Here is a 25,166-nt window from a genome sequence, read left to right as displayed (position 1 = left end):
CATGCTGTTGATCCTGACGCTGGTCGCCCTGGGCTTGGTGATCGTGGTGCACTGGCGGGCCAGCGCGCGCGAGGCTGCGGCCAACGCCGCCTACCCGCCGATTGGCGAGCTGATCGATATCGACGGCGTCAAGGTCCATGCCAAGGTGCAGGGCAGCGGGCCGGATCTGGTGCTGATCCACGGGGCGTCAGGGAATATGCGGGATTTCACCTTTGACATGGTGGACCAGCTGAGCGACCGCTACCGCGTTATCCTGTTCGACCGTCCGGGGCTCGGCTGGACCGACAATTTGCCCCAACACGCGGGCGCATGGAATGCCACTGCGGCCACACCACATGAACAGGCCGCGCTGTTGCAAAAGGCAGCGGACAGGCTTGGAGTGAACACTCCGATCGTCCTGGGGCACAGCTATGGCGGCGCGGTGGCGCTGGCGTGGGGTCTGTCGCGGCCCGATGACACGGCGGCGCTGGTGCTCGTATCCGCCGTGTCCGAGCCGTGGGAAGGTGACCTTGGATGGCAGTACAAGATCACTGGTTCTGCCTTCGGGTCGGGTATTGTGATCCCGCTGGTCACCGCCTTTGTGCCGCAGGGATTTGTGCGCGCCAGCGTCGGCGCGATCTTTTCCCCGCAAGCCACGCCTGACGGCTATAGTGACCACATCGGCACCGGCCTGTCCCTGCGCCGGATGTCCATGCGCGCCAATGCCCAACAGGTGAACACGCTGCTGCCCGAGATCAAGAAGATGGTCCCGAAATATGATACGCTGACCATGCCGGTCGAGCTAATCCACGGCACCGCAGACACCATCGTCCCGCTGGATGTCCACGCGGCAATCGCCACGCCGCAACTGCCCGACGCGGTGCTGACCACCCTGCCCGGCATCGGCCATATGCCACAACATGTGACCCAACCCGACGTCATCGCCGCCATCGACCGCGCAGCGACACGTGCGGGTTTGCGCTAGGGGACAGAACGCTCCATAAGTTAGGGTGAACAGGATATTTGAGGAGGCCCCCATGGACCTGCCCTTTGACGGTGCGATCAGCGCCTATTTCGAAAACGACGCGCCCGCGCCCATCAACAAGGCGATCAAACGCGCCGATAAGGACGATATCCTGAGCGACAGTTACCCCCATTCCGAACGTCTGGGGCGCAAGCAATATGACCGCGAGATGGATCGGCTCCAGATCGAACTGGTCAAGCTGCAAGCATGGGCGCGCGACACCGGCACGCGTATCGCGATGATCTTTGAAGGCCGCGACGCTGCGGGCAAAGGCGGCACCATCTCGCGCTTCCGTCAGAATTTGAACCAGCGTGCCGCCCATGTGGTGGCCCTGCCCAAACCCACCGAAACCGAAGCTGGTCAGTGGTATTTTCAACGCTATATCAAGCATTTGCCGACCGCCGGCGACATGGTATTCTTTGATCGAAGCTGGTATAATCGCGGCGTCGTCGAGCCGGTTTTCGGCTTTTGCACCGAGGCCCAGCGTGAAGCCTTCTTCGATCAGGTTGTCCCGCTGGAAAAGATGCTGGTGGACGACGGGCTACACCTGTTCAAATTCTGGCTCAACGTAGGCCGCGGCGAACAGCTGCGGCGGATGCTCGCGCGCGAAGGCGACCCGCTGAAACAATGGAAACTCAGCATCATCGATGTCAAAGGGCTGGCGAAATGGGACGCCTATAGCGCCGCGATCAAGGACACCCTGCAGCGGTCCCATACGCCGCAGACCCCGTGGACGGTGATCCGCTCTGACGATAAACGCCGCGCGCGGCTGGCAGCGATCCGGACCGTGCTCCACGCGTTTGACTATACAGGCAAAGACACCAAAGCGATCGGCGCGATTGATGACCAGATTTGCGGCGGGCCGGATATCTGGGATGCCTAAACGCGGCTATCACCACGGCAACTTGCGACAGGCGCTGATCGACGGCGCGCTCAAACTGATCGAGGATCGCGGCCCCACGGGGTTCACCCTGTCAGAGGCGGCGAAACAGGCGGGTGTCACCCCCGCAGCCGTCTATCGGCATTTCGAAGGCCGCGAAGACCTGATCGCCGAAGGCGCGTTGCAAGGCTATGATATCTTTGCCGAATTGATGGAAGCCGCATATCAATCCGGCCAGCCTTCCGCGCTCAAGGCGTTTGAGGCGACGGGCCGCGCCTATCTTGCCTTCGCCCGCGATTATCCGGGTCATTACATCGCGATGTTCGAAAGCGGCATTTCCGTCAACCGCACCCCCGATCTAGCCGCAGCTGCGGCGCGGGCCAATGGGGTGCTGGAACAGGCCGCAAGCGATCTCAGCCAGCATATCCCGTTGGAAAAACGCCCGCCCGCCTCGATGTTCTCGGCCCATATCTGGGCGCTGAGCCACGGGGTTGTTGAACTCTTCGCCCGGAATTCCCCCGGCAGGGCCTCTCCCTTTCCCGCAGATGATCTGCTGGAAAGCGGCATAGGCATCTACCTGCGCGGCCTTGGGCTGGTTGGACCGGACGACTAGGCGGCGATCTCCGCCAAGGCCTGTGCCGCGATCTCGAAGGATTTGACCCGCGCGGCGTGGTCGTGGATCTGCCCTGTCAGGATCAATTCATCCGGTTGATATGTCTCAATCATCTGCGACAGTTGCCGCGCGACGCGCTCGGGGCTGCCAACGGCAGTGACCCGCAGGGCCTGATCGACGGCCTGACGCATCTGAACGCCAACTTCGGCGTCAATATCGCGCACAGGACGCGGCAGCTTGCCCGGTTTACCGGTGCGCAACCGCACAAAAGCCTGCTGCATGGAGGTCCGAAGGTAGGCCCCCTCTTCATCGGTATCCGCCGCGAAAACATTCGCCGCCAACATGAAATGCGGTTTCTCCCACTGCGCCGAGGGTTTGAAATCGCGACGGTAAATCGCCACGGCGTCTTCCAACGCATCGGGGGCAAAATGCGAGGCAAAGGCATAGGGCAGCCCAAAATGCGCCGCCAGCTGCACGCCATAAAGCGAAGAACCCAGGATCCACACCGGCACATGCGTGCCCTGCCCCGGATGCGCCATCACACGCGCCCCCGCAGGGGCCTCGCCAAGATAGCCGATCAGCTCGGCCACATCTTCGGGGAAACGGTCGCCCCCTTGCATCCCGCGCCGCAAGGCGTGGTACACGGCCTGATCCCCACCGGGCGCGCGGCCAAGGCCCAGATCAATCCGGTCTCCGTGAATCGTGGCAAGGGTGCCAAACTGCTCTGCAATCGCCAGCGGCGCGTGGTTCGGCAACATGATACCCCCCGCGCCCACACGAATGGTCGAGGTGTGATCCGCCACATGCCCGATCAACACCGATGTCGCGGCAGAAGCGATCCCCGGCATGTTGTGATGCTCTGCCATCCAGTAGCGATGATAGCCCGCCGCTTCGGTCCGCTTTGCCAGATCAATCGTATTCGCAATGGCTTGGCGGGCATCTGACCCCTCGGGCACGGGGGAAAGATCAAGCACTGAATATCGCATGGGGCGGCTCCGTTTTTAACGCATCCTTTACCTAAGCACGCGGCCTTGAAAACAAAACCACTCCGCCGGCTTCATTTTGCGAAATAAACTCTCCCCGAAGGGTCGGCTGGCCTCAGGCGCATACGAAAAAGGCCGCCCCAGCAGGAGCGGCCTTTTCCAAAAACTGTAACGTAAAGCTTAACGCTTGGAGAACTGGAAGCTCTTACGCGCTTTCGCACGACCGTACTTCTTACGCTCAACAACACGGCTGTCGCGTGTCAGGAAGCCTGCCGCTTTCAGCGCGCCGCGCAGGGAGGGATCGTAGAGCTGCAGTGCTTTGGAAACACCGTGCTTCACCGCGCCCGCCTGACCGGACAGGCCGCCACCTTTCACAGTTGCAACAACGTCGAACTGACCGTCGGTGCCTGTGATGGTGAATGGCTGTGCCAGGATCATCTGCAGAACGGGGCGTGCAAAATATTCGTTTTGCGCTTTGCCGTTTACGATGACTTTACCGGAACCTGGTTTGATCCAGACGCGGGCAACCGCATCTTTACGCTTACCGGTTGCATAGGCGCGGCCTTGCGCGTCACGCACGGGCTCGCGTGGGGTCATTTCAACTTCTGTCCCCTGAACGCCACCGATGTTCTCGGTTACGGCCGCTTCGAGGCCTTCGAGTGTTTTGATTTCATCAGCCATGCTTATGCACTCCGCGTGTTTTTAGAGTTCATGGATTTCACGTCCAGAACCTCGGGGCTTTGCGCCTCGTGGGGGTGTTCGGAACCGGCGTAAACGCGCAGGTTGGTCATGATCTGGCGGCTCAGGCGGTTGCCGGGCAGCATGCGCTTGACAGCTTGGGTCACAACACGCTCGGGGTGCGCACCTTCAAGGATCTGAGCTTTGGTACGCTCTTTGATCCCGCCGGGGTGGCCAGTGTGCCAGTAGAAGTTTTCTTCACGCTTCTTGCCGGTCATCTGGATTTTCTCGGCATTGATCACGATGACGTTGTCGCCGCAATCCATGTGAGGGGTGTAGGAAGGCTTGTGCTTGCCGCGCAGACGCATGGCAATGATCGATGCAAGACGGCCAAGGACGACGCCTTCAGCGTCGACGATGATCCATTTCTTGTCGATATCTGCCGGTGTTGCAGAAAAGGTTTTCATGGAGGGAATTCCCGTTACTTTGGTGAAAGGGTCCGAAACCGAACCCCGCTATCTGATGGCTGGGTTATAAACACGCCCTTCGCCGCGTCAAGCGCCACATTCCCTATTTTTTCACACAAAAACAATGCCTTGCAAATTAGGTATTATTATACCCCACAAAAATCACACGCTCAACTGCTCGGGTGGAGAGTCCAGCAGATGTCGCAGGCGCATGATCGCATCCTCAAAACTGTGCAGCGCCACGCCTGCGTTGATCGCAAGCCGCACTGCATGGGGCGCGCGGGCATCGCGGCAGACGAATTCCTCGGCCGAGCGGATTTGAACGCCCTGCCCTTCAGCCGCCTGACAGAACGCACCCGCCCGCCAGCCAACCGGCAGGCTTAGCCACAAAAATGGCACGTTGGTGCGCCACGCCACATCATACCCGCCCAGTATATTCACCGCGCTTTGGACATAGGCGTTAAAGCCCTGACGCGTGCCTTCGGCGATGGTGTCGATATCGGGATGCACCAGCAGCTTGGCACAAAGGTCGATCAACGGGGTCGCAAGGCCAAAGCAATTATATTCGGCCACGCGACGCAGTTCGGGTGTGCGCTGGCGGGGGCCGATGGCGAAGCCGATGCGCAGCGCAGGGGTCAGGGTCTTGGCCAGTGACGATACATACCAGCCGCGTTCGGGCGCAAGCATCCGGTAGGTCGGCGCACGCTCTACGCGCATGCGATAACAATCGTCCTCGACAATTTGAAAGTCATGTTTGCGCGCCACTTCAACCAGCGCCTCGCGGCGCGCCACAGGTGTGAAACCGGCGGTCGGGTTATGGACTTCGGGCGAGGTGCAGAAAATCTGAAGATCATGGTTCCGCGCCACCTCGTCCAGCGCTTCGGGGATCACGCCGTCTTTATCCATAGCCACCGGAATGACATCGGCGCGCAGCAGCTCGCCCGCGCGGCGGAAACCGGGGTAAGACAGCTCTTCAATCGCGATGGCGGGGCGTCGGCCTTGCAGGATGGACTGGAACACGAGCGACAGACCGTTTTGCCCGCCGTGAGACAGGATCACATCGGCCTCGGTAAAGGATCCCAACGGCGTGCCGGCCAGCCATTTGACCACGGCTTCGCGGGCGGGGCGCGCGCCGGTGCGGCTGGGATAATGCATCACACCTGACGCCGGATCCTGAGCGACCTCGGCCATCAGATTGCGGATCAGCGTCGCCTGCCCCGCCGATGGAAGGTGCGGCGAGAACATGTTCACGGCATAGGTATCCGCGGGGTAGTTCTTGGTTCCTTGATGCACGTGGTGGGCGATCACATCCATCTCGATCGGGCTATTGCGATCGGGGGTCGTGGGCGGCAGGGCGACAAAGGTGCCGCGCCCGACCTCGGCCTGCAACGTCCCGCTTTCGGTCAGCATCGTATAGGCCCGCGCCACAGTCCCCGGCGTGACGCCAAGCTTCCATGCCAACTCCCGCACCGGCGGCAGTTTTTCCCCCGCCGATAAAGCGCCGTTCGAGATACCGTTTCGTATCATTGTAACAACGGCTTTGTATTTGGGGCCTGGCCCGTCAATTTGATCAGGTTGCCAAATTGTACCCATTACAATGTTTTCCTTTTCAAAATGTATCGCATTTTGTACCCCTTTGTTACGGCAAAACGTAACATTGTGTCAATACAATTCAGAAATAGGAGATTCTCATGACACAGACCCTGACCCTCAACCACGAAACTGTGGCAATCCTGAACCAGCGCAGCACACCGTTTGCCGCTGTTCTTGCGGTCAAATTTGCGGTCTGCGTCACGAAGATGGCATCGCGTCGCCGGACACGCAAAGCGCTCGCACAGCTTGAGCCTTGGCAGTTGGCAGACGTGGGACTCACACCGCGACAGGCTCATGATGAGTCTATTCGGGTGTTCTGGAAGGCGTAACGTCCCTGTGGCGCACTCCAGACCTCTTCACTCGGGCCGGTAAATACCGGCCCTTTTTTCGATTGTACCCGTCAGTGTGGGGTACAATCAGCGTGGCGGAATGGCATAGGTCAGAGATGCCCGCGCGACAGGGTCGTCCAGCCCTTCGGAATAGACCAGCACATCACAAATCGACAGCAGCTTGCCAAGCTTGAGCAACCGCGTCTTGGCGATCAGATCGGTATTGGCCGCGGGCTTGCGCATGAAATCGATCGAACAGTTTGTGGTCACCGCCAGCGCTTTGGGCCCGATTCGCGCCAAGGTCATCAGATAGGCGCTGACATCGGCCAGCGCGAAGATCGACGGGCCGGACACGGTGCCGCCGGGGCGCAGGTGCCGGTCCGCGGTGAGCAAACGTGTGGTCAGATCCGTCTCTCCGACATGGTCGATGGCGAAATCATCGGCGACCTGCTTGAACACGTCTTTCATAAAAACCGCGAGCGCATCGGCATCCATCATAATTGGCATACTTGTCCTCCCTCATATGTCGCGGCTAGGCTCTGGGAAAAGCGGGACGGGTTCAAGATGACAATGGTCGAAATGGCATGTGACGGTGCGGTAGTCCGGTTGACGATGAACGCGCCGGACCGGTTGAACGCGCTGTCGGACGAGATGCTTGCCGCGTTGCAGGCGCGTCTGGACGAGATCGCGCATCGCCCTGATATGCGGGTCGTCATCCTCGCCGGGGCGGGCAAGGCGTTCTGCGCCGGGCATGATCTGAAGCAGATGACCGCGTTGCGCGACGCCAAGGATGGGGGTGTCGCCGGCTTCCAGGACCTGTTCGAACGCTGCGCCCGTCTGATGGCGCGCATCCAGTCCCTGCCCCAGCCCGTGATCGCGCAAGTCCACGGCATCGCCACGGCCGCGGGATGTCAGCTGGTCGCGACCTGCGATCTTGCGGTCGCGGCCGAGGATACGCGCTTTGGCGTGAACGGGGTGAATATCGGCCTGTTCTGCTCGACCCCGATGGTCGCGCTCAGCCGCAATATCCCGCGCAAACAAGCGTTCGAGATGCTGACCACGGGCGAGTTTATCGATGCAGCCCGCGCCCGCGAGCTGGGGTTGATCAACCGTATCGCCCCACCAGACGAGCTTGCGACGCAGACGACAGCGCTGGCGCAGCAGATCGCGGACAAGCTGGGCACAGCGGTCAAGATCGGCAAACAGGCCTTCTATGCGCAGCTCGCCATGCCGGTCGCGCAAGCTTATGTCTACACGGGCGACGTGATGGTGGAAAACATGCTCAACCCCGACACGGCCGAGGGCATCGCGGCCTTTCTGGAAAAACGCACCCCTGAGTGGGATCAGTAAGCCGGAAACAGACTGTTTCCGGTGGTGCCGCACCGATCACGAATTCGTGCTTTCAATTCGGGCGCTTTTGTGGCACAAATAAGACAAGGCAGATGCCTTGATGATTTTGGGTCGCCGCCGGCGGAAGGTCCCTCCAGGTCAGCCTCTCACTGACCGACCGTTCCCGCAGCGGCGACCCCAAAAATCCCCCTTCACATTCAGTTGATGTGTTTGACAGCCCAATGGGCGGCGGGCACGCGTTTCGCGACAGGCACCGCTGGCTATTGCACCGCGACAGCCCCTGCCCTACATCGCTGGCATGACACATACACTCCATATCATCGGCGGCGGCATGGCCGGATCAGAGGCCGCCTGGCAGGCGGCGAACGCGGGCATTCAGGTTGTGCTCCATGAAATGCGGCCCAAGGTCGGCACCTTCGCGCATCAGACGGGGCTGCTGGGGGAAATGGTCTGCTCCAACTCCTTCCGCTCGGATGATAACGAACAGAACGCCGTGGGCCTGCTGCATTGGGAGATGCGTGCCGCCAACGGGCTGATCATGGCAACAGCGGAGAAACACCGCCTGCCCGCCGGCGGTGCCTTGGCGGTGGACCGTGATCCCTTCGCGCAATCGGTGACAGATGCGCTGATGGCGCATCCAAATATCTCTGTCGAATATGGCGAGATCACCGATCTGCCGCGCGAGGGTCATTGGATCATCGCGACCGGCCCGCTGACCTCGGGCGATCTGGCGCAGTCCATTGCTGCCGAAACCGGTGCCGAGGCACTGGCCTTTTTCGACGCGATTGCGCCGATCATCTACCACGACAGCATCGATATGAGCAAAGCGTGGATGCAATCGCGCTATGACAAGGGCGAGACCGAGGAAGAGCGTACCGCCTACCTCAATTGCCCGATGACCAAGGACCAATACGAGGCGTTCATCGACGCGTTGCTGGCCGCGGATAAAACCGAATTCAAAGAAGGTGAGACGGCGGGCTACTTCGACGGCTGCCTCCCGATCGAGGTGATGGCCGAACGCGGGCGCGAAACGCTGCGCTTTGGCCCGATGAAGCCCGTCGGCCTGACCAACCCCCATGATCCCGACAACAAACCCTATGCCGTGGTGCAACTGCGCCGAGATAACAAGTTGGGCACGTTGTATAATATCGTCGGCTTCCAGACCAAGATGAAATACGGGGCCCAGACAGAGGTGCTGCGGATGATCCCGGGGCTTGAAAATGCCTCCTTCGCGCGGCTCGGCGGTATCCACCGCAATACTTTCCTGAACTCGCCCACGCTGTTGGACGACCAGATGCGTCTGCGCAGCCAGCCGAACGTACGGTTTGCAGGGCAGATCACCGGCGTCGAAGGCTATGTGGAAAGCGCTGCGATGGGACTGCTTGCCGGGCGTCTGGCCGTGGCCGAGATCAAGGGCGAAGCGGCCGCACCACCCCCGCCGACCACTGCGACCGGCGCCTTGATTACCCATATCACTGGCGGCGCGGATGCGAAAACCTTCCAGCCGATGAACGTCAACTTTGGCCTGTTCCCACCGGTCGAGGGGCTGAAATCCGGCCGTCGCGGCCGCAAGGATCGCTACAAAGCCTACACCGACCGCGCCAAGACAGACTGGCAGGACTGGTTGGACGGCACCACGCCCGCAGCATGAGCTTTCGCACCCGGTTCGCGCCGTCGCCCACCGGGCCGCTGCATCTGGGGCACGCCTATTCGGCGCTGGTGGCCCACGATATGGCGCGCTCCCAAGGTGGCAGCTTCTTGCTGCGGTTCGAAGACACGGATCTGGAGCGATCAAAGCCCGAATACATGCGCCAAGCGTTGGATGATCTGGCGTGGCTAGGCATCACATGGGATGCACCACCCCTGATGCAATCAGAAAGCCTTGATGTGTATAATCAAAGTGTTGAGGCGCTTTCTTCACGTGGATTGACCTATCCCTGCCGCTGTAGCCGCAAGGATATTGCCGCCGCGCTCGCCGCGCCGCAGGAAGGGGCACCGCACAGCGTCTATCCGCAAACCTGCAAAACGCGCCGCATGGACGACCGCGGACCGAATGACGCCATCCGCCTGCATATGGACCGCGCGCTTGGGCAAGCCTCAGACGGGCTGGGGTTCATAGAGGACGGGCCGCTACACGCCGGCCCGCATCCCGTTGATCACGCTGCGCTTTTGACAAAGATCGGTGATATCGTGGTGGGGCGCAAAGACATCCAGACCGCCGCCTACTTCCTTGCCTCTGCCATCGACGATATCCGCGAGGGGATCACCCATGTGGTGCGCGGCGTGGATCTGTTTGACTTCACTCAGGTGCAAGTGTTGCTGCTGGATCTGCTGGGCCACAAACCCCCGCGCTATTTCCACCACGATCTGATCCGTGATGAAAATGGCAAGCGGCTGGCAAAACGCGATGACGCGCGCGCAATCTCCTTGTACCGGAGCGAAGGCGCGTCACCACAAGATATTCGTGCACTGATAGGGCTTTAGCGCCTATTCATCATCCATTACGTCAAGCGTGATACGTTCGGTACCGTCTTCGACCAGCGTATAAAAGCAGCTTCGCCGTCCTGTGTGACAGGCCGCCCCCGTCTGATGCACCTTCACCAGCAGGCAATCGCGGTCACAGTCAATGCGCAGCTCGACCAGCTCTTGCACGTGGCCGCTGGTGTCGCCCTTGATCCAGAATGACTGGCGCGAGCGGCTCCAATAGGTGACGCGGCCGGTTTCCAGCGTTTGGGTGACGGCCTGCGCGTTCATCCACGCCATCATCAACACCTCGCCCGTGGTCGCATCCTGTGCAATCGCGGGGATCAGCCCTGCTTCGTTGAATTTCAATGTGCTGGTGTCAAAGTCCATCGCCGTGCCTTCAGTTTGTTTTTGCATCATCCGCGTGAAGGCTTATGTAAGGGTTAACGACACAGAGGAACAGCCATGAGTGACGAGACAGACCTGATCAAGCTATACTCGGCGCGGATTTTGGGGCTTGCGGCTGACATCCCACATCTGGGGCGCTTGGAAAATCCCGATGCCAGCGTCACGCGGCGCTCGCCCCTATGTGGGTCCACCGTCACGGTCGATGTCGTGGTCGAAGATGGCAAGCTGGCGCAGATGGGGCAGGATGTGAAGGCCTGCGCGTTGGGTCAGGCTTCTGCCGCTGTTGCCGGTGCGGCGGCAGTTGGTGCGACGTTGGATCAGATCCAGACGGCGCGGGATCAGTTGAAAGCGATGTTGAAAGGCCAAGGCCCCGTGCCCGACGCCCCCTTCGACGGGTTCGAAGTGCTGACCCCCGCAGTGGCCTATAAAAACCGTCATGCGTCCATCCTGCTGACGATAGAGGCGTTGGCCGAAGCGATGGAACAGACCCAATCGGTCGCGCAAAACGGCTAGGCCCGTTCCTCGGCTTTCTGCGCAAATAGCACCGTGGCAGCGATGCCGCCCGAGCCGTGAACGCCCCCCACCGAACGCCTACACAAAAAAAACGCCGCACATCCGGGCAGGATGGCGGCGTAAGGGTGCGGTGACCGTGAAGGCTCGTTTTGATCCGTGACAGAGGGGGACAACTCGGGCACAGGGACGAAGGTATTGCGGACTTCGCCAACGCATAGAGTTTGGGACAGATGCGCGGGCTAGATCAAAACAACACGGTTTACGCAGGCAGAAGTCAAACGAAGGCGGGAAGGTGCAGACCGACCACGAGGATGACAACCAAGGCAGCCGCCCCTGCGGCATCTTGCAACAACGTGTCTTTCGACCGTTTGGCAATGGCTTTGACTGTAAGGATCGTGGTCATTTGCGTTCTCCCGTTTCCGTTGCCTATTTGTTCTCATTTTCAAACCCCTGTGTAAAGAACTTTATGAGAACAAAAGAGAACAAAATGAGATTAAATCGCTAACCCACTGATATCAAACGGATCGCCTCGTCCTGGCGCATCAGCCATAACAGCAGCCGGGCGGCTTTGCCGCGCGGGGTGGTCAGATCAGGGTCCACAGCCAGCAAGGCGCGCGCATCCGATTGGGCGACCTGCATCAAAGCCGCCTGTTTCTCCAGATCCGCCACCCGAAACCGCGGTACGCCGGATTGCGCCGTGCCGATCAGATCACCGGTCCCGCGCATCTTCAGGTCCGTCTCGGCGATCACAAAACCATCCTCGCTTTCGCGCAAAACCTCCAGCCGTTGGCGGCCGCTTTCGCTGAGCGGGGCTTGATACATCAGCAAGCAGGTAGAGGCCGCCTGCCCCCGTCCCACGCGCCCGCGCAGCTGGTGCAACTGTGCCAGCCCGAAACTTTCGGCGCGCTCGATCACGATGATGCTGGCGTTCGGCACGTCGACGCCCACCTCGATCACCGTGGTGGCGACCAGCAGCTTTGTCTGCCCTTGCTGAAAGGCACGCATGGCCGCGTCTTTATCGGCGGGCGGCATCTGCCCATGAACCAGCCCGACCACGCCTTCGCCCAATGCCGCACGCAGGTGTTTAAACCGCGCCTCTGCGGCGATCAGATCGCTGACCTCGCTTTCTTCGACCAGCGGGCACACCCAATAGCATTGCCGCCCTTCGCTGATGGCGGCGCGCAAGCGGGTCACGACCTCCTCCATCCGGTCGGTGGCAATCAGGGCGGTGCGGATGGGCTTGCGTCCGGGCGGCTTTTCATCCAGCACAGACACGTCCATATCGCCATATTGCGCAAGGGCCAGCGACCGCGGGATCGGCGTCGCGGTCATGACCAAAACATCGACGGCCTGCCCTTTTTTGCCAAGCTCAAGCCGCTGGCGCACCCCAAAGCGGTGCTGTTCATCCACCACCGCAAGGCGCAGATCGCCAAAGGCGACATCGGCCTGAAACACCGCATGGGTGCCCACAAGGATCTGGATCGCGCCGCTTTCCAGCGCGCTCAGCTTGGCGCGCCGTTCGGGCCCTTTGTCGCGTCCGGTCAAGAGCTCAAGCACCACACCCGCTTGTTCGGCCAAGGGGCGCAAGCCTTCAAGATGTTGTCGCGCAAGGATTTCTGTCGGGGCCATGAGCACGCCCTGCCCGCCTGCCTCAACCGCCCGCAACAATGCCATGAAGGCGACCAGCGTTTTGCCCGCGCCCACATCCCCCTGCAGCAAGCGGTTCATCCGCGCCCCGCTGGCCATGTCCTTTGCAATCTCGGCGATGGCGCGGGTCTGTGCACCGGTGGGCGCGTAGAGCAATGCGCCAAGCACGCGCTGCTGCAGGTGGCCATCCCCAACCGTCTTGCGCCCCGCCTTCCGCCGGTCCTTGGCGCGCGCAAGGGCAAGCGTCAGTTGATGGGCGAGCAATTCATCATAGGCCAGCCGCGCCCGCGCTGGCGCCGCGGCAGAAAGGTCAGCCATGTCGTTCGGGGCATGCGCCTGTTGCAGCGCATCTGGAAAATCTGGCCAGTTCTCTTGGTTTTTCTGATTAGGATCAATCCATTCGCCGACCTCTGGCACCCGCGACAATGCGGCCCGCGTGGCCTTATACATCAGCTTTTGCGTGATCCCGCTGGTCAGCGGATAGACCGGTTCAAACGTCGGAATATCGCCCGCCTCGGCCTCGGGCACGACGAAATCCGGGTGCACCATCTGGGGGATGCCGTCAAAAAGCTCTACCCGCCCCGACACCACGCGCCGTGACCCTTCGGGCATCTGTCGTTTCCAGTAATCCCCGCGCGCGTGAAAGAAGACTAGCTGAAAGGCGGTGGCGCTGTCTTCGACATGAATACGGTAGGCCCCGCCCTTGTTTGCAGGGGCCCGATGCGCGCCAACGGTGACCGCCACGGTGACAGTGGCGGGCAGGATCGCATCCTTGACACTGGGCTGCAGGCGTCGGTCGATGCCGGAATACGGCAGCGTAAACAACAGGTCCCGCGGGGCCATCACCCCAAGCTGGGCAAAGTTCTGCGCGGTCTTCGGCCCGACCCCTTCCAACGTTTCGAGCTTGGCAAAAAGGGGGAAAAGCGCCTCGGGCCGGCCGGTCATGCGCCGTCGATCAGCGCAAGCCAGCCGTCCTCGTCCAATGTCTGAATGCCCAGATCTGCCGCTTTCTTGGCCTTGGAGCCAGCCCCCGGCCCCGCGACCAGAATATCGGTTTTCGCACTGACCGAGCCAGAGACCTTGGCCCCCAAACGTTCGGCGCGCGCCTTCGCTTCGGCGCGAGTCATTTTTTCAAGCGTGCCGGTGAAGACCACGGTTTTTCCCGCCACGGGGGAGCCTTCGGTATCGGGGCGCGCCACATCCTGCACCGACAGTTCCGTTACCAGCCGGTCGATCGAGGCACGCTCGGCCTCTTGGGCAAAGGTGCTTACCAGGCTTTGCGCCATGACCTGACCGACGCCGTCCACACCGATCAGATCGTCCCAGGCGGGGCCATCCCCGGATTTTGCATGGCCCATCGCAGCCTCGAACGCGGTCCAGCTGCCGTAATGCTGCGCGATCAGGTTCGACGCCGCTTCGCCCACATGGCGGATGCCAAGCGCAAAGATCAGCCGCGACAGGGGGATTTTGCGTTTATCCTCAATGGCCTGAAACAGTTTATCGGCAGATTTCTCGCCCCAGCCCTCGCGGTTCTTGAGCTGCTGCATGCCGCTGCCATAGCGGGCCTTGAGCGTGAAGATATCCGCCGGTTCCGCGATCCAGTCATCGGCATAGAATTGTTCGACCTGTTTCGCGCCCAGACCGTCAATATCAAAAGCCGCGCGTGACACGAAATGTTTCAGCTTTTCAACGGCTTGCGCAGGGCAGATCAAACCACCCGTACAGCGACGCACCGCATCACCTTCCTCGCGGATGGCATCGCTGCCACATTCCGGGCAGGTCGTTGGATAGATATAGGCTTCGGCGTCCTCGGGTCGCTTGCCAAGGTCCACATCCGCGATCTTGGGGATCACGTCCCCCGCACGGTAGACCTGCACCCAGTCGCCGACGCGGATATCCTTACCCTCGCGGATACGGGCCCCCTTACTGTCGAGCCCTTTGATATAATCCTCGTTATGGAGCGTCGCATTCGAGACAACGACGCCCCCCACGGTCACCGGATGCAACCGCGCCACCGGCGACAGCGCGCCGGTGCGGCCGACCTGAATGGTGATATCCTCCAGCCGGGTCCAGGCCAGTTCTGCAGGGAATTTATGCGCAATTGCCCAACGGGGGGTGGTGGAGCGAAAGCCAAGCCGGTCTTGCAACGCCAGATCGTTCACCTTGTAGACGACGCCGTCGATGTCATAGCCAAGCGTCGCGCGTTGCTCTTCGATCTTACGGTAATGCGCGATCATCTCTTGCGGGCCATCGCAGAGCGTCGTCAACGGGTTGGTGTCAAACCCGAATGCCTTAAGCCGCTCTATCGCTTGAAACTGCGTTTCGGCCAGTGGCGCGGACAAGGCCCCCCAGGCATAGGCGAAAAACGCCAGCGGCCTTGCGCGGGTAATCTCGGCATCCAACTGGCGCAAGGATCCGGCGGCGGCGTTGCGCGGGTTGGCAAAGGTCTTGCCGCCATTGGCCGTCTGTCGGGCGTTCAGCGCATCAAAGTCGTCGTGGCGCATATAGACTTCGCCGCGCACCTCAAGCAGCGCCGGTGCGCCCTTGATCCGTGTCGGAATGGTATCAATCGTGCGCGCATTGGCGGTGACGTTTTCCCCGACCGCACCATCCCCACGGGTCGCGGCCTGCACCAGATCCCCGTTTTCATAGCGCAGCGACAGAGACAGCCCGTCAATCTTGGGCTCTGCGGTGAAGGCCAGCGGCGTCCCGACCGGGAGCCCCAGATACTTGCGGATGCGCGCATCGAAATCGACAACATCCTCATCCTCGAAGGCATTGCCCAAGGACAGCATCGCCACGTCATGCCGGACCTTGCCGAACCCTTCCGCCGGCGCAGCTCCGACCTTGTCGCTGGGGCTGTCAGCGCGTTTAAGGCGGGGAAACCGTTCCTCGATCGCCTGATTGCGACGTTTCAGGCGATCATATTCCGCGTCTGATAGGTCGGGCGCGTCCTGCGTGTGATAGGCCGCATTCGCCCGCCCCAACAGGTCAGCCAACCGCGCCAATTCGGCTTTGGCCTCCTCTTCGGAAAGCTCCTGAAGTGCGGTTTTATCAGTCACGGTAAGCCCCAGCCTGCTGTTTCAACTGGGGTCTAGATACGCAGGGAACTCCCCCGCGTCTAGAATATTTCCCTCTCCTTTGTGGCTAGCCGCCGACGGCCAATCTTTCCTGTTCGGGGTAGCCCATGGTGGCCGGATCGCGCAGCACATATCCCCTGCCCCAGACCGTCTCGATGTAATTCTCGCCGCCCGTGGCATTGCTAAGCTTTTTACGCAATTTGCAGATGAAAACATCGATAATCTTGAGCTCGGGTTCATCCATGCCGCCGTAAAGATGGTTCAGAAACATCTCTTTCGTCAGGGTCGACCCTTTGCGCAGGCTCAGCAGTTCGAACATCTGGTATTCCTTGCCGGTCAGATGCACGGGCTTATCCCCCACCGTCACCGATTTGGCGTCCAGATTGACCGACACGCGCCCGACGTTGATCACCGATTGCGAATGGCCCTTGGACCGCCGAATGATCGCATGGATGCGCGCCACCAGTTCTTCGCGGTGGAAAGGTTTGGTCAGATAGTCATCAGCACCAAAGCCGAACCCCTTGATCTTGTTTTCTGTGTCGTCAGAGCCGGAGAGGATCAGGATCGGCGTCTGGATCTTGCTCAGCCGTAATTGCCGCAAGACATCATGCCCGTTCATATCCGGCAGATCCAGATCCAGCAGGATCAGATCGTAGTCATAGAGCTTTGCCAGATCGATGCCCTCTTCCCCCAAATCGGTGGTATAGGTGTTCAGGTTGGCATGGGTCAGCATCAGTTCGATGCTTTTGGAGGTGGTTGGGTCATCTTCGACCAACAAAATTCGCATGTGTCTCACTCCGCTCAAATGGATTTGGTATAAAAGGCACCGTGAACAAAATAGTTTAACCACTCGTTAATAGTGCTCAACTTGTTAGGCGAGCAACTTAAAGTTGTCTATACTTTTGTAGCGCTGTGGCCCGCAAAGCCGCCTCCCCATGTTCAGAGACAGCGCGCACCCATTCGACAAATTCCGCCCGCCCCACACCGTAGCGTTCTTCCGCATCCGCCTCAGTGATCAGCCCGTATAACACGCCGCGCACCACCGCAGCCTTGCGCGATGCGACCCACCGGCGGGTATTGCGATCCGGCAGATCCGCAAGGCTAAAGCTGGACCCGTCGGGCAAGGTCACCGCCCTGGGTCGTTCGACCTTTTTCAAATACACTTTTTTTCCCCTTTTCACCCCTTACACATAAGACGCGCGCCCTGTTCACGGCCCGTTCTTGATCCGGTGCAGGCTAGGTCGCCGCATGTTAACGACCCGTGAAGTCGCCCCTTGAGAGTACCGCTAATTTTCCTATATTAAGCCTCAAACCTCCCGGAGTATTCTCATGCCGCTTGATCGCACCCCGCCGCTCAATTCGTTGGGCTTTGCCAAAGCACCTGCCGACACCCGCGTCGTTGTGGCGATGTCGGGCGGTGTCGACAGTTCCGTGGTCGCCGCCATGCTGGCCGAGGAAGGCTATGACGTCGTCGGCGTCACCCTGCAGCTGTACGACCACGGTGCGGCACTGGCGCGCAAAGGGGCTTGCTGTGCGGGCATCGATATCCATGATGCGCGGCGTGTCGCGGAATCAATGGGGTTCCCGCATTACGTTTTGGATTATGAAAACGTGTTCAAGGACGCCGTGATTGACGAATTTGCCGACAGCTATCTGGGCGGGGCCACGCCCGTTCCCTGCATCCGCTGCAACGAACGGGTGAAGTTCAAGGATCTGCTGGAAACGGCCAAGGATCTGGATGCCGATTGCATGGCGACCGGTCACTATATCCAGCGCAAGATGGGCCCCGACGGGGCCGAACTGCATTGCGCCGCCGATGCCAATCGTGATCAAAGCTACTTTCTGTTCTCGACCACGCCCGAACAACTGGACTATCTACGTTTCCCCCTTGGCCACCTGCCGTCCAAAAACGACACGCGGGCGCTGGCGGCGAAATACGGGCTGAGCGTGGCGGACAAGCCCGACAGTCAGGATATCTGCTTTGTGCCGAATGGCGACTACGCCTCGGTGATCCGCAAACTGCGCCCCGAAGCCGCCAACCCCGGCAATATCGTCGACACCGACGGCAATGTGCTGGCCCAGCATGACGGGGTGATCAACTACACCATCGGGCAGCGCCGTGGCCTTGGCATCGGCGGCTTGGCCGACCCGCTCTATGTGGTGAAACTTGATGCGGATAACGCGCAGGTCGTCGTGGGGCCTCAATCGATGCTGGCCACCCGTACCGTGCCCGTGAAAGAGATTAACTGGCTTGGTGACACCCCGCTCATGTCGCAAAGCGAATGGCCCATTGCTGTGCGCGTACGCTCTACACGCCCTCCGACAGACGCGATCCTGCGTCCGATCTCGGATACCGAAGCCACGGTAGAGCTGCTCACCCCCGAGGAAGGGATCTCGCCGGGTCAGGCTTGCGTCTTCTACGACCCCGAAAGCACCCGCATCTTCGGCGGCGGCTGGATCCACAAAGGCTAACCCCTTCCAAATGGTTTGAAATCCCGGGGAGTTTGAGGGGCAGCGCCCCTCATATAGGGTCGTGAGTTTGAGGGGCAGCGCCCCTCATATAGGGTCGTGAGTTTGAGGGGCAGCGCCCCTCATTTTAATCTATAGCCAGTCTCTAGACCTACAGCTTTGCCAATACCGCCCGCGCCGCGCGCAGGCCCGGGCTCTCGCCCCCCTTGCCGAGCCGCTCCATCGTCAGCGCCATCGCGTCCTTTTGATCCTCGGGATGCGCAAAGACATGCGCCAAACCGCCAGCGATCTTATCGGCGGTGCAATCGGGGCCCAGAAACTCCGGTACGACGCGCGTGTCGGACACAAGGTTCACCAAAGTCACCGTATCAATCAGCGCCATCGCCTTGATCAAACGGAAGCTGAGCCAGTTCATCCGGTAGGCGATCACCATCGGCAGCGATGCCGCGGCCAGTTCCAGCGACACGGTGCCAGAGGCCGCAAGTGCCACGTCCGCGGCGGCAAACGCCGCCCGTTTCATCGCGGCACCTTCCTCCCTGCTGCCCGCACGCGGGTCCAGCACGATGGGGCGCTCCGTCCAGCCCTGGGTCTGCGCAATCGCCGCGTCTGCCACAGGACCAGCGGCGGGAATGACCACGCGCAGATCAGGATGTGTCCGGGCAAAACGGGCCACTGCATCGCCGAACACATCCGACAGACGCGCCACCTCTGACCGCCGCGATCCGGGCAGGACGAGCATCAGGGGGGCATCGCCGATCTCGTGGGCTTGACGAAAGGCAGCGGCTTCGCGGTGTGTAGCGATTTTCTCTCCGACCACGGGATGGCCGACGAAATCGCAGGCCATGCCCTCGGCCTCCATCAGGGGCGGCTCGAAGGGGAAAAGCGCAAGCACGTGATCGATATACCGCGCCATCTTTTTCGCGCGCCCAGGACGCCAGGCCCAGACTGTGGGCGCGACATAATGCACCGTGCGAATATCCGATACCGCCTTGACCCGCTTGGCCACGCGGAGCGAGAAATCGGGGCTGTCGATGGTGATCATCACATCGGGCTTGGCGTCAATGACGGCCTGCGCCGTCTCGTTGATCCGCGCCATCAAGGATTTGTATTTCGGCAGGATCTCGGCGATGCCCATGACAGACAGTTCGGACATATCAAAACGGCTGCTCAGCCCTTCGGCGGCCATATCCGTCCCGCCGATCCCGTCAAAGGTGATGTCGGGGCGCAGGGATTTCAGCCCTGACATCAGTGCCCCCCCCAGACGGTCGCCCGAAGGTTCGCCCGCGATGATGAACACCTTCATGTCGCGGCCCGTGCCCATAGCACGAGGTTTAATTCATCCGCCAAGGCGACGCTGGCGTCTGGTTCCAGCAGAATGACAGACCCCGCCTCGATCACGACGCCCGCCAGCCCTGCCTCATGGGCGCGGCGTAGGGTGTCGGGCCCGATAGTGGGCATATCGACAAGATGGCTTTGGCCCGGTTTCGGACCTTTAAACAGCACCGCGCTGGCCAAGCGCGCACGATCAGGCAGGGTCGACAGCAAGTGGTCCGTGCCGCCAATCGCCTCGATCCCCATGACCTGCCCCTGCCCGACGACGCAGCATTGCCCCACATCCATCGAGGCAAGGCAGCGCACCAGCGCAGCACCGCGCGCAGCATCGTCTTGCAACTGCGCATCCGGCTGTCGTTGGCTGACCACGCCTTCGCGCGCCATCAGGTCCGGCGCAATTTCATGCGCGGCGACAACGGTCAGCCCCGCTGTCTGGAAAATATTGACCAAGGCGCGCAGGGCACCGTCGTCCCCCGCGGCAAGGGCTTTCTGGAAGACCGGCACCAAGGGCAGCGTTGCCGCATCCAGTTTGGACGGATCGAAAGACGGTCGAGCCACGGCACCGCAGAAACACACCTGCGTCACGCCGCGCGCAGTCAGCTCGGCCAGCAAAGTGCCAAGCGTCTCAAGCCGGAACACCAGATCCGGCACCAGCCCGGTGGGTGTCGTCCCCTCGTAGGCGCAGATCAAAGGCGCGTCAGTCAGCGCGCCGGCCACCCGTTGAGGCAGTCCGCCGCCCCCTGCGATCAGCGCCAGCATCAACCCGGTGTCAGAAAATGGCGGCCCGTGTCGGCCAGCACGAAATCGACGATCTCGCGGACGTAATCGCTGCCGGTTTCCTCGCCCAAACGGCGGGCGCGGTCGTGGAATGTCCCCTCGCCCTGCGCCAGCATCTGGAACGCCGCGCGAAGGGCCGTGATGTCGGCGCGGGTGACACCGCGTCGCTTGAGCCCGACAAGGTTAAGCCCGTCCAAGACCCCACGCGGCGCTTGCACCAGACCGTAGGGGATCACGTCATTTGTTACCATCGTCACAGCGCCGATGATGGCCCCGCGACCGATGCGCACGAATTGGTGGATACCGGCCAGCCCGCCGATCAGAACATCGTCTTCAATGATGCAGTGGCCCGCGACGGCGGCGTTGTTCACAACAATCACCCGGTCGCCAAGGATCGCATCATGGGCGATGTGACAGCCCGCCATAAACAGCCCGTCATCGCCAATCCTGGTCACGCCGCCGCCGCCTTCGGTACCGCCGTTCATGGTGACATGTTCGCGGATACGGTTGCGTTTGCCAATCTCGAGCCGGCTGGATTCCCCCTTGAACTTAAGGTCTTGGGGGATTTCACCGATAACCGCGAAAGAAAAGATCACCGTGCCTTCGCCGACTTCGGTGTCGCCGGTGACGATGGCGTGGGACTTCACCTCAACGTTGTCATGCAGCACGACCCGAGGGCCGATGACGCAAAACGGGCCAACCGTGGCAGAGGCCGCGATCTGCGCCCCCTCCTCGATCACAGCGCTTGGGTGGATGTTGCCCATCAGGACAGGTCCATCATCGCAGTGAATTCAACCTCGGCCGCCATTTCGCCCTCGACCGACGCGACGCCACCGAATTTCCAGACTTTGCCGCCGGGTTTGCCGCGCAGGGTGTTCAGCTCCATCCGGACGACGTCACCGGGAACGACCTTGCGGCGGAATTTGCATTTATCGATGGCCATGAAATAGACCTTCATGTCCTTATCCGCCATTTCCAGCGTGACACCGACCATCACCGCAGCGGTCTGCGCCATCGCCTCTACGATGGTGACGCCGGGCATAATCGGCATGCCGGGGAAATGCCCCTGAAAATGCGGTTCGTTCATCGTGACATTCTTGATCCCGACAGCACTTTGCGTGCCCTGGATATCGACCACTTTATCGACCAGCAAAAAGGGATAGCGGTGCGGAATGATCCGCTGGATCATCTGGATATCGGCACTTGGCAGGGTGTCAGTCATTGCATGTCCTGTCTGTTAAAAGCTGTATGCTGGCTACCAATTCTGGCCGCCATGGGCAAGCGGGGGGATCAGTTCTTGCCGCTGCCGACCGACGCATCAAGCCGTTCAATGGCTTCGTCGGTAATGTCGATGGCGTTGGCGCTGACGAAGACCGACCGGCGTTCAAGGATCACGGCCGCCCCGGCTTCACGCATCATCTGTTCCAACACAGGGCCCGCAGCGGCCAGAAACACCTGGCGCTCTTTCTCGACCAATTCGTTCAGCGCCCGCCCCTTTGCCGCTTGCGCCGCGCGGGTTTTCTGCACCTTTTCGTCAAAGGCATCCGCCAGCCCGCTAAAGGCATCGGGGCTGAGCTTGCTGCGCTGATCGGTGAGCTTGCGCTCCTCGGCCTTCAAATCCGCTTCAATCAGACGGTTTTCGGCAGAGATTTCAGCGCTTTGGGTTTCCACGTCATCCGCCACCCGCAGACCGAAGGCGCTTTCATTGAACACACGATCTGAATCGATGGTCAGGATCGGGCTTTGCACCACGCGCCGTTCAGACTGCTGTTGTGCAAAAACCGGCACCGCCGCAAGGGGCAGTACCGGAAGAAGGCAAATCAAGAGTGCCCGCAGTTTCATAACGGCCTCAGAAATCGGTCCGCAGGGTCACTTCGAACTTTTGCTCTTCGTCGTAGTCCTCTTTTTTCAACGCTTTAGAGACGTTGAACTGCAAAGGACCAACAGGCGTATCCCAGAAGAGCGATACACCGATCACGTGGCGGAACGACCCGGATTCACCGACGATAGACGAGCCCGTGGGGATCTCTACATCGTCGAGGTTCCAGACGTTGCCGACATCATAGAAGACGCCGCCGCTGATGCCGTATTCTTCGGGCAGGCCCAGCGGGAATTCCGCCTCAAGACTACCAACCACGAAAAGGTTACCCCCAAGGGAGTCGTCCGATCCGTTGCTTTGATCGCGCGGACCGATGCCGCCGGTTTCAAAGCCGCGCATGATTGACGGGCCGATCAAGAAGCGGTCGGAAACGCGGTTGTTGCCTTCGCTCCATGCCAATGCCCCACCTTGCAAGGTGGCACGCAGGGTAACTTCCTCGTTGAAGATACGCTTTTCGCCGATGGCTTTGGCGGTGGTTTTCACGAACTTGGTGTCACCCCCTAGACCTGCGAAATCCTGCCCGAATTGCAGCAGCACACCCGATGTCGGGTCAAGGCCGGCGCGGCGGGTGTCGTAGCTGTAGTTATACCCGATCGAAGAGGTCACCTGACGGCCCGCGGCGATGTCATTAGCAACGACGAAACCGGTTGTGGTATCGTCCCGCTCTGACATCTCAAGATCGTCATAGGTATAGTTGAGGCTCAACCGCCCGTTTTCGCTGACAGGGAACGACAGGGTCGGCTGGAAGACGATACGTTCGGTGTCGAAGGAGTTATAGGACGAGCTTGTTTCGGCATAATCGAGGTTCAGGCCGAACGCCACATCACGCCCCAAGAGGCTCGGCTCGATAAAGTTGAAGCCATAGCGCTGTGCATCTTCAGCCGTGCTGACGGTCAGCTTGAGCTTCTGGCCGCGTCCCAGGAAGTTATCCTCGGCAAAGCTGACCGCGACGCCGATCCCGTCACTGGACGAGAACGACCCACCGAAGTTGAGCGAGCCCGTCGGCTGTTCCACAACATTCACGTCTACGACGACCTGCTCGGGGGAAGACCCCTCGCGGGCGTTGACTTCGGCGCTTTCAAAATAACCAAGAGCGCGGATGCGCTCGGCGCTTTCACGGATCTCGCGCGGGTTGAACGGGTCACCCTCTACGCTGTCGAACTGGCGGCGCACAACGCGGTCAAGCGTGGTGGTGTTACCTTCGATGTCGATCCGTTCGACAAACACACGTGGACCACGAGAGATACGATATTCGACGTTCAGCGTCAGGTCGCGATCATTGCGCGTGACAACCGGTTCTACCCGCAGAAAATCAACGCCGTCACGGATGGCTTTGCGTTCCATCCGAGCGATATCCGTCTCGACCAGCGACGGTGAATAGACGGCACCGGATTTGGTCTTGATCACGCCACGATAATCGTCAGCGTTCACCCCGTTGATGGTCGAGGTGACGGTCAGTTCGCCGAACTTGAACTGTTGCCCCTCTTGCACGTTAAACTGCACAAAATAGCCGTCGCGTTCTTCGGTCAGCTGAGCGTTCGCCGCCGAAATGCGCATGTCGACATAGCCGCGCGACAGGTAGAAATCGCGCAGCATCTGCTGGTCGGCCTCGATGCGTTCGGGCACAAATGTGTCGCGTTTGATCAGACGGCGGAACAGGCCCGCTTGCTTGGTCCCCAGCACGCGGCGCAGACGACGGTCCGAATATTCGCGGTTGCCGACAAAGCTCAGGCGTTCAATCTCGACGTTGTCGCCTTCGAAGACTTCAAACACCAGATCAACGCGGTTCTGGTCGCGGCGGATGACCTTGGGCTGGACGCGGGCGGCGATACGGCCGTCGTTGCTATAGGCCTGCGCGATGGCATTGGCGTCTTTTTCGGCTTGGGTCGGGTTAAAGACGCGGCGTTCGTCTGAATCAACGACCGACGCCAGCGCTTCGTCATCGATGCGCGCGTTGCCTTCAAAGCTGATGCGGTTGATCGTGGGGAATTCTACGACCGTGATCACCAATGTCCCGCCGCGCGGTTCAAGTGCTACGCTTTCAAACAGGCCGGATGCCTGAAGATTCTGGTAAGCATCGTTCAATTCGCCCGCGCTGATCGCCCGACCGCGTGCGATTCCTGCGCGGCTTAGGATGGCGCTGTCGCCGATCCGTTCGTTGCCGTCGATCTGAACTGTGTTGAATTGATAGCTTTGCGCGTCAGCATGTGGCGCTGGCACCAGCCAAGCGACTGATAACATTACGCAAAAAGAAGCGCTGCGCAAGGATTTCGCAAAAGGAGTGAAAACCGCTGTTTCGGTGGGCTTATTCCACCTGTCGTTGTGCATCATTTGCCCTACCCGCTGTCAAAAAACTCTTTCGTCCTGACTAGACAGGTTAGCGGCCTTTGTCAAAACGAAGAGACCGCCATACACCTATATAGTGTGTATGACGGTCAGTTGGATCACGATAGAGTGCGGGGGGGCACTTGGGTAGGGAGAGAGAGCGGCGTTATGCGCCGATCCACGCGCCGGCGGTCAGCGCGATGATCAGGAAGCCGAAGTACAAAGCGCGGTCCCAGTTCAGATCAACCAAAAGGCTCAAACCGCGATAACTTGTCTTGAACGTCTGCATACTCGTATCCTTTGTAACTTGGATCGACTATCGCAGGCGATTGCGGCGCTCGTTTGACCAATTAAGGCAGCAATAAGACTTTTGTAAC

The 25,166-nt window shown here is 60.5% G+C and carries 27 protein-coding genes; 9 read left to right on the top strand and 18 right to left on the bottom strand.

Annotated elements, in window-relative coordinates; all coding sequences use genetic code 11:
* The first annotated feature begins 1 nt into the window (after position 1).
* From AB1495_RS13555 to AB1495_RS13545, 3 genes are read left to right on the top strand one after another with little or no spacing between them, the layout of a single operon-like run.
* Positions 2 to 964 carry an alpha/beta fold hydrolase gene (locus AB1495_RS13555; protein ID WP_074634947.1) on the top strand — a complete coding sequence of 321 codons (963 nt, stop codon included), beginning with the start codon at positions 2 to 4 and terminating at the stop codon, positions 962 to 964.
* A gap of 52 nt (positions 965 to 1,016) precedes the next feature.
* Positions 1,017 to 1,886, top strand: coding sequence for a polyphosphate kinase 2 (gene ppk2 / locus AB1495_RS13550; RefSeq protein ID WP_037966363.1), 870 nt, complete (start codon positions 1,017 to 1,019; stop codon positions 1,884 to 1,886).
* Entirely contained in the window at positions 1,879 to 2,496 is a 618-nt protein-coding gene (locus AB1495_RS13545; protein ID WP_005853462.1) for a TetR/AcrR family transcriptional regulator, read from the top strand. The genes ppk2 and AB1495_RS13545 overlap by 8 nt, the downstream gene beginning before the upstream one ends.
* Here AB1495_RS13545 and AB1495_RS13540 read toward each other — a convergent pair.
* The 4 genes from AB1495_RS13540 to AB1495_RS13525 form a co-directional block, all read right to left on the bottom strand.
* Positions 2,493 to 3,482: an LLM class flavin-dependent oxidoreductase gene (locus AB1495_RS13540; protein WP_074634948.1), complete on the bottom strand. Its 990-nt coding sequence runs from the start codon at positions 3,480 to 3,482 to the stop codon at positions 2,493 to 2,495. The genes AB1495_RS13545 and AB1495_RS13540 overlap by 4 nt on opposite strands.
* A gap of 177 nt (positions 3,483 to 3,659) precedes the next feature.
* Complete coding sequence (gene rpsI / locus AB1495_RS13535; RefSeq protein WP_005853459.1) at positions 3,660 to 4,160, bottom strand: 30S ribosomal protein S9; 501 nt, start codon at positions 4,158 to 4,160, stop codon at positions 3,660 to 3,662.
* A 2-nt stretch (positions 4,161 to 4,162) separates the two neighbouring features.
* Positions 4,163 to 4,624, bottom strand: coding sequence for a 50S ribosomal protein L13 (gene rplM / locus AB1495_RS13530; RefSeq protein ID WP_005853457.1), 462 nt, complete (start codon positions 4,622 to 4,624; stop codon positions 4,163 to 4,165).
* Positions 4,625 to 4,786: 162 nt separating this feature from the next.
* A complete protein-coding gene (locus AB1495_RS13525) occupies positions 4,787 to 6,217 on the bottom strand; it encodes a PLP-dependent aminotransferase family protein (RefSeq protein WP_074634949.1) in 1,431 nt (476 codons plus the stop codon).
* Positions 6,218 to 6,315: 98 nt separating this feature from the next.
* Here AB1495_RS13525 and AB1495_RS13520 point away from each other — a divergent pair, with 98 nt between their 5' ends.
* On the top strand, positions 6,316 to 6,546 hold the full coding sequence (locus AB1495_RS13520) for a DUF1127 domain-containing protein (protein ID WP_005853453.1): 231 nt from the start codon (positions 6,316 to 6,318) through the stop codon (positions 6,544 to 6,546).
* Positions 6,547 to 6,633: 87 nt separating this feature from the next.
* Here AB1495_RS13520 and AB1495_RS13515 read toward each other — a convergent pair whose 3' ends face one another.
* Positions 6,634 to 7,053, bottom strand: a complete 420-nt coding sequence (locus tag AB1495_RS13515; protein ID WP_005853451.1) for a PaaI family thioesterase — start codon at positions 7,051 to 7,053, stop codon at positions 6,634 to 6,636.
* 57 nt (positions 7,054 to 7,110) lie between these two features.
* Here AB1495_RS13515 and AB1495_RS13510 point away from each other — a divergent pair, with 57 nt between their 5' ends.
* The 3 genes from AB1495_RS13510 to gluQRS all read left to right on the top strand — a co-directional run bounded on the left by AB1495_RS13510 (position 7,111) and on the right by gluQRS (position 10,380).
* Entirely contained in the window at positions 7,111 to 7,896 is a 786-nt protein-coding gene (locus AB1495_RS13510; protein WP_074634950.1) for an enoyl-CoA hydratase, read from the top strand.
* Between the two features lie 298 nt (positions 7,897 to 8,194).
* On the top strand, positions 8,195 to 9,547 hold the full coding sequence (gene trmFO / locus AB1495_RS13505) for a methylenetetrahydrofolate--tRNA-(uracil(54)-C(5))-methyltransferase (FADH(2)-oxidizing) TrmFO (RefSeq protein ID WP_074634951.1): 1,353 nt from the start codon (positions 8,195 to 8,197) through the stop codon (positions 9,545 to 9,547).
* Positions 9,544 to 10,380, top strand: a complete 837-nt coding sequence (gene gluQRS / locus AB1495_RS13500; RefSeq protein WP_074634952.1) for a tRNA glutamyl-Q(34) synthetase GluQRS — start codon at positions 9,544 to 9,546, stop codon at positions 10,378 to 10,380. The genes trmFO and gluQRS overlap by 4 nt, the downstream gene beginning before the upstream one ends.
* 3 nt (positions 10,381 to 10,383) lie before the next feature.
* Here gluQRS and hisI read toward each other — a convergent pair whose 3' ends face one another.
* A complete protein-coding gene (hisI, locus tag AB1495_RS13495; RefSeq protein WP_197145696.1) occupies positions 10,384 to 10,749 on the bottom strand; it encodes a phosphoribosyl-AMP cyclohydrolase in 366 nt (121 codons plus the stop codon).
* Positions 10,750 to 10,824: 75 nt separating this feature from the next.
* On the opposite strand from hisI, the gene AB1495_RS13490 reads away from it, so the two are divergent.
* Positions 10,825 to 11,280 (top strand): iron-sulfur cluster assembly scaffold protein, encoded by a 456-nt coding sequence (locus AB1495_RS13490; RefSeq protein ID WP_009824566.1) that lies wholly within the window; start codon positions 10,825 to 10,827, stop codon positions 11,278 to 11,280.
* Positions 11,281 to 11,554: 274 nt separating this feature from the next.
* Here the strand turns inward: AB1495_RS13490 and AB1495_RS13485 are convergent, their stop codons facing one another.
* The 5 genes from AB1495_RS13485 to AB1495_RS13465 form a co-directional block, all read right to left on the bottom strand.
* On the bottom strand, positions 11,555 to 11,683 hold the full coding sequence (locus AB1495_RS13485) for a hypothetical protein (protein WP_005853439.1): 129 nt from the start codon (positions 11,681 to 11,683) through the stop codon (positions 11,555 to 11,557).
* A 98-nt stretch (positions 11,684 to 11,781) separates the two neighbouring features.
* Entirely contained in the window at positions 11,782 to 13,872 is a 2,091-nt protein-coding gene (recG, locus tag AB1495_RS13480) for an ATP-dependent DNA helicase RecG (protein WP_074634954.1), read from the bottom strand.
* On the bottom strand, positions 13,869 to 15,989 hold the full coding sequence (gene ligA, locus AB1495_RS13475) for an NAD-dependent DNA ligase LigA (protein ID WP_074634955.1): 2,121 nt from the start codon (positions 15,987 to 15,989) through the stop codon (positions 13,869 to 13,871). The genes recG and ligA overlap by 4 nt, the downstream gene beginning before the upstream one ends.
* A gap of 85 nt (positions 15,990 to 16,074) precedes the next feature.
* Positions 16,075 to 16,794 carry a response regulator transcription factor CtrA gene (gene ctrA, locus AB1495_RS13470; RefSeq protein WP_005853432.1) on the bottom strand — a complete coding sequence of 240 codons (720 nt, stop codon included), beginning with the start codon at positions 16,792 to 16,794 and terminating at the stop codon, positions 16,075 to 16,077.
* 97 nt (positions 16,795 to 16,891) lie between these two features.
* The gene (locus tag AB1495_RS13465) at positions 16,892 to 17,170 is read right to left on the bottom strand and encodes a DUF1153 domain-containing protein (protein WP_037944233.1); all 279 of its coding nucleotides are present in this window, start codon (positions 17,168 to 17,170) and stop codon (positions 16,892 to 16,894) included.
* A 166-nt stretch (positions 17,171 to 17,336) separates the two neighbouring features.
* On the opposite strand from AB1495_RS13465, the gene mnmA reads away from it, so the two are divergent.
* On the top strand, positions 17,337 to 18,479 hold the full coding sequence (mnmA, locus tag AB1495_RS13460) for a tRNA 2-thiouridine(34) synthase MnmA (protein ID WP_074634956.1): 1,143 nt from the start codon (positions 17,337 to 17,339) through the stop codon (positions 18,477 to 18,479).
* 148 nt (positions 18,480 to 18,627) lie between these two features.
* On the opposite strand, the gene lpxB is transcribed toward mnmA, so the two are convergent.
* The 7 genes from lpxB to AB1495_RS13425 all read right to left on the bottom strand — a co-directional run bounded on the left by lpxB (position 18,628) and on the right by AB1495_RS13425 (position 25,078).
* Complete coding sequence (lpxB, locus tag AB1495_RS13455) at positions 18,628 to 19,779, bottom strand: lipid-A-disaccharide synthase (protein ID WP_074635197.1); 1,152 nt, start codon at positions 19,777 to 19,779, stop codon at positions 18,628 to 18,630.
* A complete protein-coding gene (locus AB1495_RS13450) occupies positions 19,776 to 20,567 on the bottom strand; it encodes an LpxI family protein (protein ID WP_074634957.1) in 792 nt (263 codons plus the stop codon). Before AB1495_RS13450 ends, lpxB begins: the two co-directional genes overlap by 4 nt.
* Complete coding sequence (gene lpxA, locus AB1495_RS13445) at positions 20,567 to 21,349, bottom strand: acyl-ACP--UDP-N-acetylglucosamine O-acyltransferase (protein WP_074634958.1); 783 nt, start codon at positions 21,347 to 21,349, stop codon at positions 20,567 to 20,569. The genes AB1495_RS13450 and lpxA overlap by 1 nt, the downstream gene beginning before the upstream one ends.
* Complete coding sequence (gene fabZ, locus AB1495_RS13440; protein WP_005853421.1) at positions 21,349 to 21,807, bottom strand: 3-hydroxyacyl-ACP dehydratase FabZ; 459 nt, start codon at positions 21,805 to 21,807, stop codon at positions 21,349 to 21,351. Before fabZ ends, lpxA begins: the two co-directional genes overlap by 1 nt.
* 68 nt (positions 21,808 to 21,875) lie before the next feature.
* On the bottom strand, positions 21,876 to 22,427 hold the full coding sequence (locus AB1495_RS13435) for an OmpH family outer membrane protein (protein WP_037944231.1): 552 nt from the start codon (positions 22,425 to 22,427) through the stop codon (positions 21,876 to 21,878).
* 7 nt (positions 22,428 to 22,434) lie between these two features.
* Positions 22,435 to 24,705 carry an outer membrane protein assembly factor BamA gene (gene bamA, locus AB1495_RS13430; RefSeq protein ID WP_083350871.1) on the bottom strand — a complete coding sequence of 757 codons (2,271 nt, stop codon included), beginning with the start codon at positions 24,703 to 24,705 and terminating at the stop codon, positions 22,435 to 22,437.
* Positions 24,706 to 24,955: 250 nt separating this feature from the next.
* The gene (locus AB1495_RS13425; protein ID WP_005853414.1) at positions 24,956 to 25,078 is read right to left on the bottom strand and encodes a hypothetical protein; all 123 of its coding nucleotides are present in this window, start codon (positions 25,076 to 25,078) and stop codon (positions 24,956 to 24,958) included.
* Between the last annotated feature and the right edge of the window lie 88 nt (positions 25,079 to 25,166).

It is taken from the genome of Sulfitobacter pontiacus (genome assembly GCF_040790665.1).
GTDB classification, from domain to species: domain Bacteria; phylum Pseudomonadota; class Alphaproteobacteria; order Rhodobacterales; family Rhodobacteraceae; genus Sulfitobacter; species Sulfitobacter pontiacus.
The sequence above is the reverse complement of the archived record's forward strand: the minus strand, read 5'-3'. Positions and strand labels throughout refer to the sequence as shown.

What these genes read in the sequence shown, in the direction of transcription:
- lpxB (WP_074635197.1), bottom strand. Translation starts at nt 19,779, where the DNA reads ATGAAGGTGTTCATCATCGCGGGCGAACCTTCGGGCGACCGTCTGGGG.
- mnmA (WP_074634956.1), top strand. Translation starts at nt 17,337, where the DNA reads ATGCCGCTTGATCGCACCCCGCCGCTCAATTCGTTGGGCTTTGCCAAA.
- recG (WP_074634954.1), bottom strand. Translation starts at nt 13,872, where the DNA reads ATGACCGGCCGGCCCGAGGCGCTTTTCCCCCTTTTTGCCAAGCTCGAA.
- trmFO (WP_074634951.1), top strand. Translation starts at nt 8,195, where the DNA reads ATGACACATACACTCCATATCATCGGCGGCGGCATGGCCGGATCAGAG.
- AB1495_RS13555 (WP_074634947.1), top strand. Translation starts at nt 2, where the DNA reads ATGCTGTTGATCCTGACGCTGGTCGCCCTGGGCTTGGTGATCGTGGTG.
- AB1495_RS13510 (WP_074634950.1), top strand. Translation starts at nt 7,111, where the DNA reads ATGACAATGGTCGAAATGGCATGTGACGGTGCGGTAGTCCGGTTGACG.
- ctrA (WP_005853432.1), bottom strand. Translation starts at nt 16,794, where the DNA reads ATGCGAATTTTGTTGGTCGAAGATGACCCAACCACCTCCAAAAGCATC.
- hisI (WP_197145696.1), bottom strand. Translation starts at nt 10,749, where the DNA reads ATGGACTTTGACACCAGCACATTGAAATTCAACGAAGCAGGGCTGATC.
- AB1495_RS13540 (WP_074634948.1), bottom strand. Translation starts at nt 3,482, where the DNA reads ATGCGATATTCAGTGCTTGATCTTTCCCCCGTGCCCGAGGGGTCAGAT.
- AB1495_RS13545 (WP_005853462.1), top strand. Translation starts at nt 1,879, where the DNA reads ATGCCTAAACGCGGCTATCACCACGGCAACTTGCGACAGGCGCTGATC.
- fabZ (WP_005853421.1), bottom strand. Translation starts at nt 21,807, where the DNA reads ATGACTGACACCCTGCCAAGTGCCGATATCCAGATGATCCAGCGGATC.
- rplM (WP_005853457.1), bottom strand. Translation starts at nt 4,624, where the DNA reads ATGAAAACCTTTTCTGCAACACCGGCAGATATCGACAAGAAATGGATC.
- AB1495_RS13490 (WP_009824566.1), top strand. Translation starts at nt 10,825, where the DNA reads ATGAGTGACGAGACAGACCTGATCAAGCTATACTCGGCGCGGATTTTG.
- AB1495_RS13525 (WP_074634949.1), bottom strand. Translation starts at nt 6,217, where the DNA reads ATGGGTACAATTTGGCAACCTGATCAAATTGACGGGCCAGGCCCCAAA.
- AB1495_RS13485 (WP_005853439.1), bottom strand. Translation starts at nt 11,683, where the DNA reads ATGACCACGATCCTTACAGTCAAAGCCATTGCCAAACGGTCGAAAGAC.
- AB1495_RS13435 (WP_037944231.1), bottom strand. Translation starts at nt 22,427, where the DNA reads ATGAAACTGCGGGCACTCTTGATTTGCCTTCTTCCGGTACTGCCCCTT.
- AB1495_RS13520 (WP_005853453.1), top strand. Translation starts at nt 6,316, where the DNA reads ATGACACAGACCCTGACCCTCAACCACGAAACTGTGGCAATCCTGAAC.
- AB1495_RS13450 (WP_074634957.1), bottom strand. Translation starts at nt 20,567, where the DNA reads ATGCTGGCGCTGATCGCAGGGGGCGGCGGACTGCCTCAACGGGTGGCC.
- lpxA (WP_074634958.1), bottom strand. Translation starts at nt 21,349, where the DNA reads ATGGGCAACATCCACCCAAGCGCTGTGATCGAGGAGGGGGCGCAGATC.
- rpsI (WP_005853459.1), bottom strand. Translation starts at nt 4,160, where the DNA reads ATGGCTGATGAAATCAAAACACTCGAAGGCCTCGAAGCGGCCGTAACC.
- bamA (WP_083350871.1), bottom strand. Translation starts at nt 24,705, where the DNA reads ATGTTATCAGTCGCTTGGCTGGTGCCAGCGCCACATGCTGACGCGCAA.
- ppk2 (WP_037966363.1), top strand. Translation starts at nt 1,017, where the DNA reads ATGGACCTGCCCTTTGACGGTGCGATCAGCGCCTATTTCGAAAACGAC.
- AB1495_RS13515 (WP_005853451.1), bottom strand. Translation starts at nt 7,053, where the DNA reads ATGCCAATTATGATGGATGCCGATGCGCTCGCGGTTTTTATGAAAGAC.
- AB1495_RS13425 (WP_005853414.1), bottom strand. Translation starts at nt 25,078, where the DNA reads ATGCAGACGTTCAAGACAAGTTATCGCGGTTTGAGCCTTTTGGTTGAT.
- gluQRS (WP_074634952.1), top strand. Translation starts at nt 9,544, where the DNA reads ATGAGCTTTCGCACCCGGTTCGCGCCGTCGCCCACCGGGCCGCTGCAT.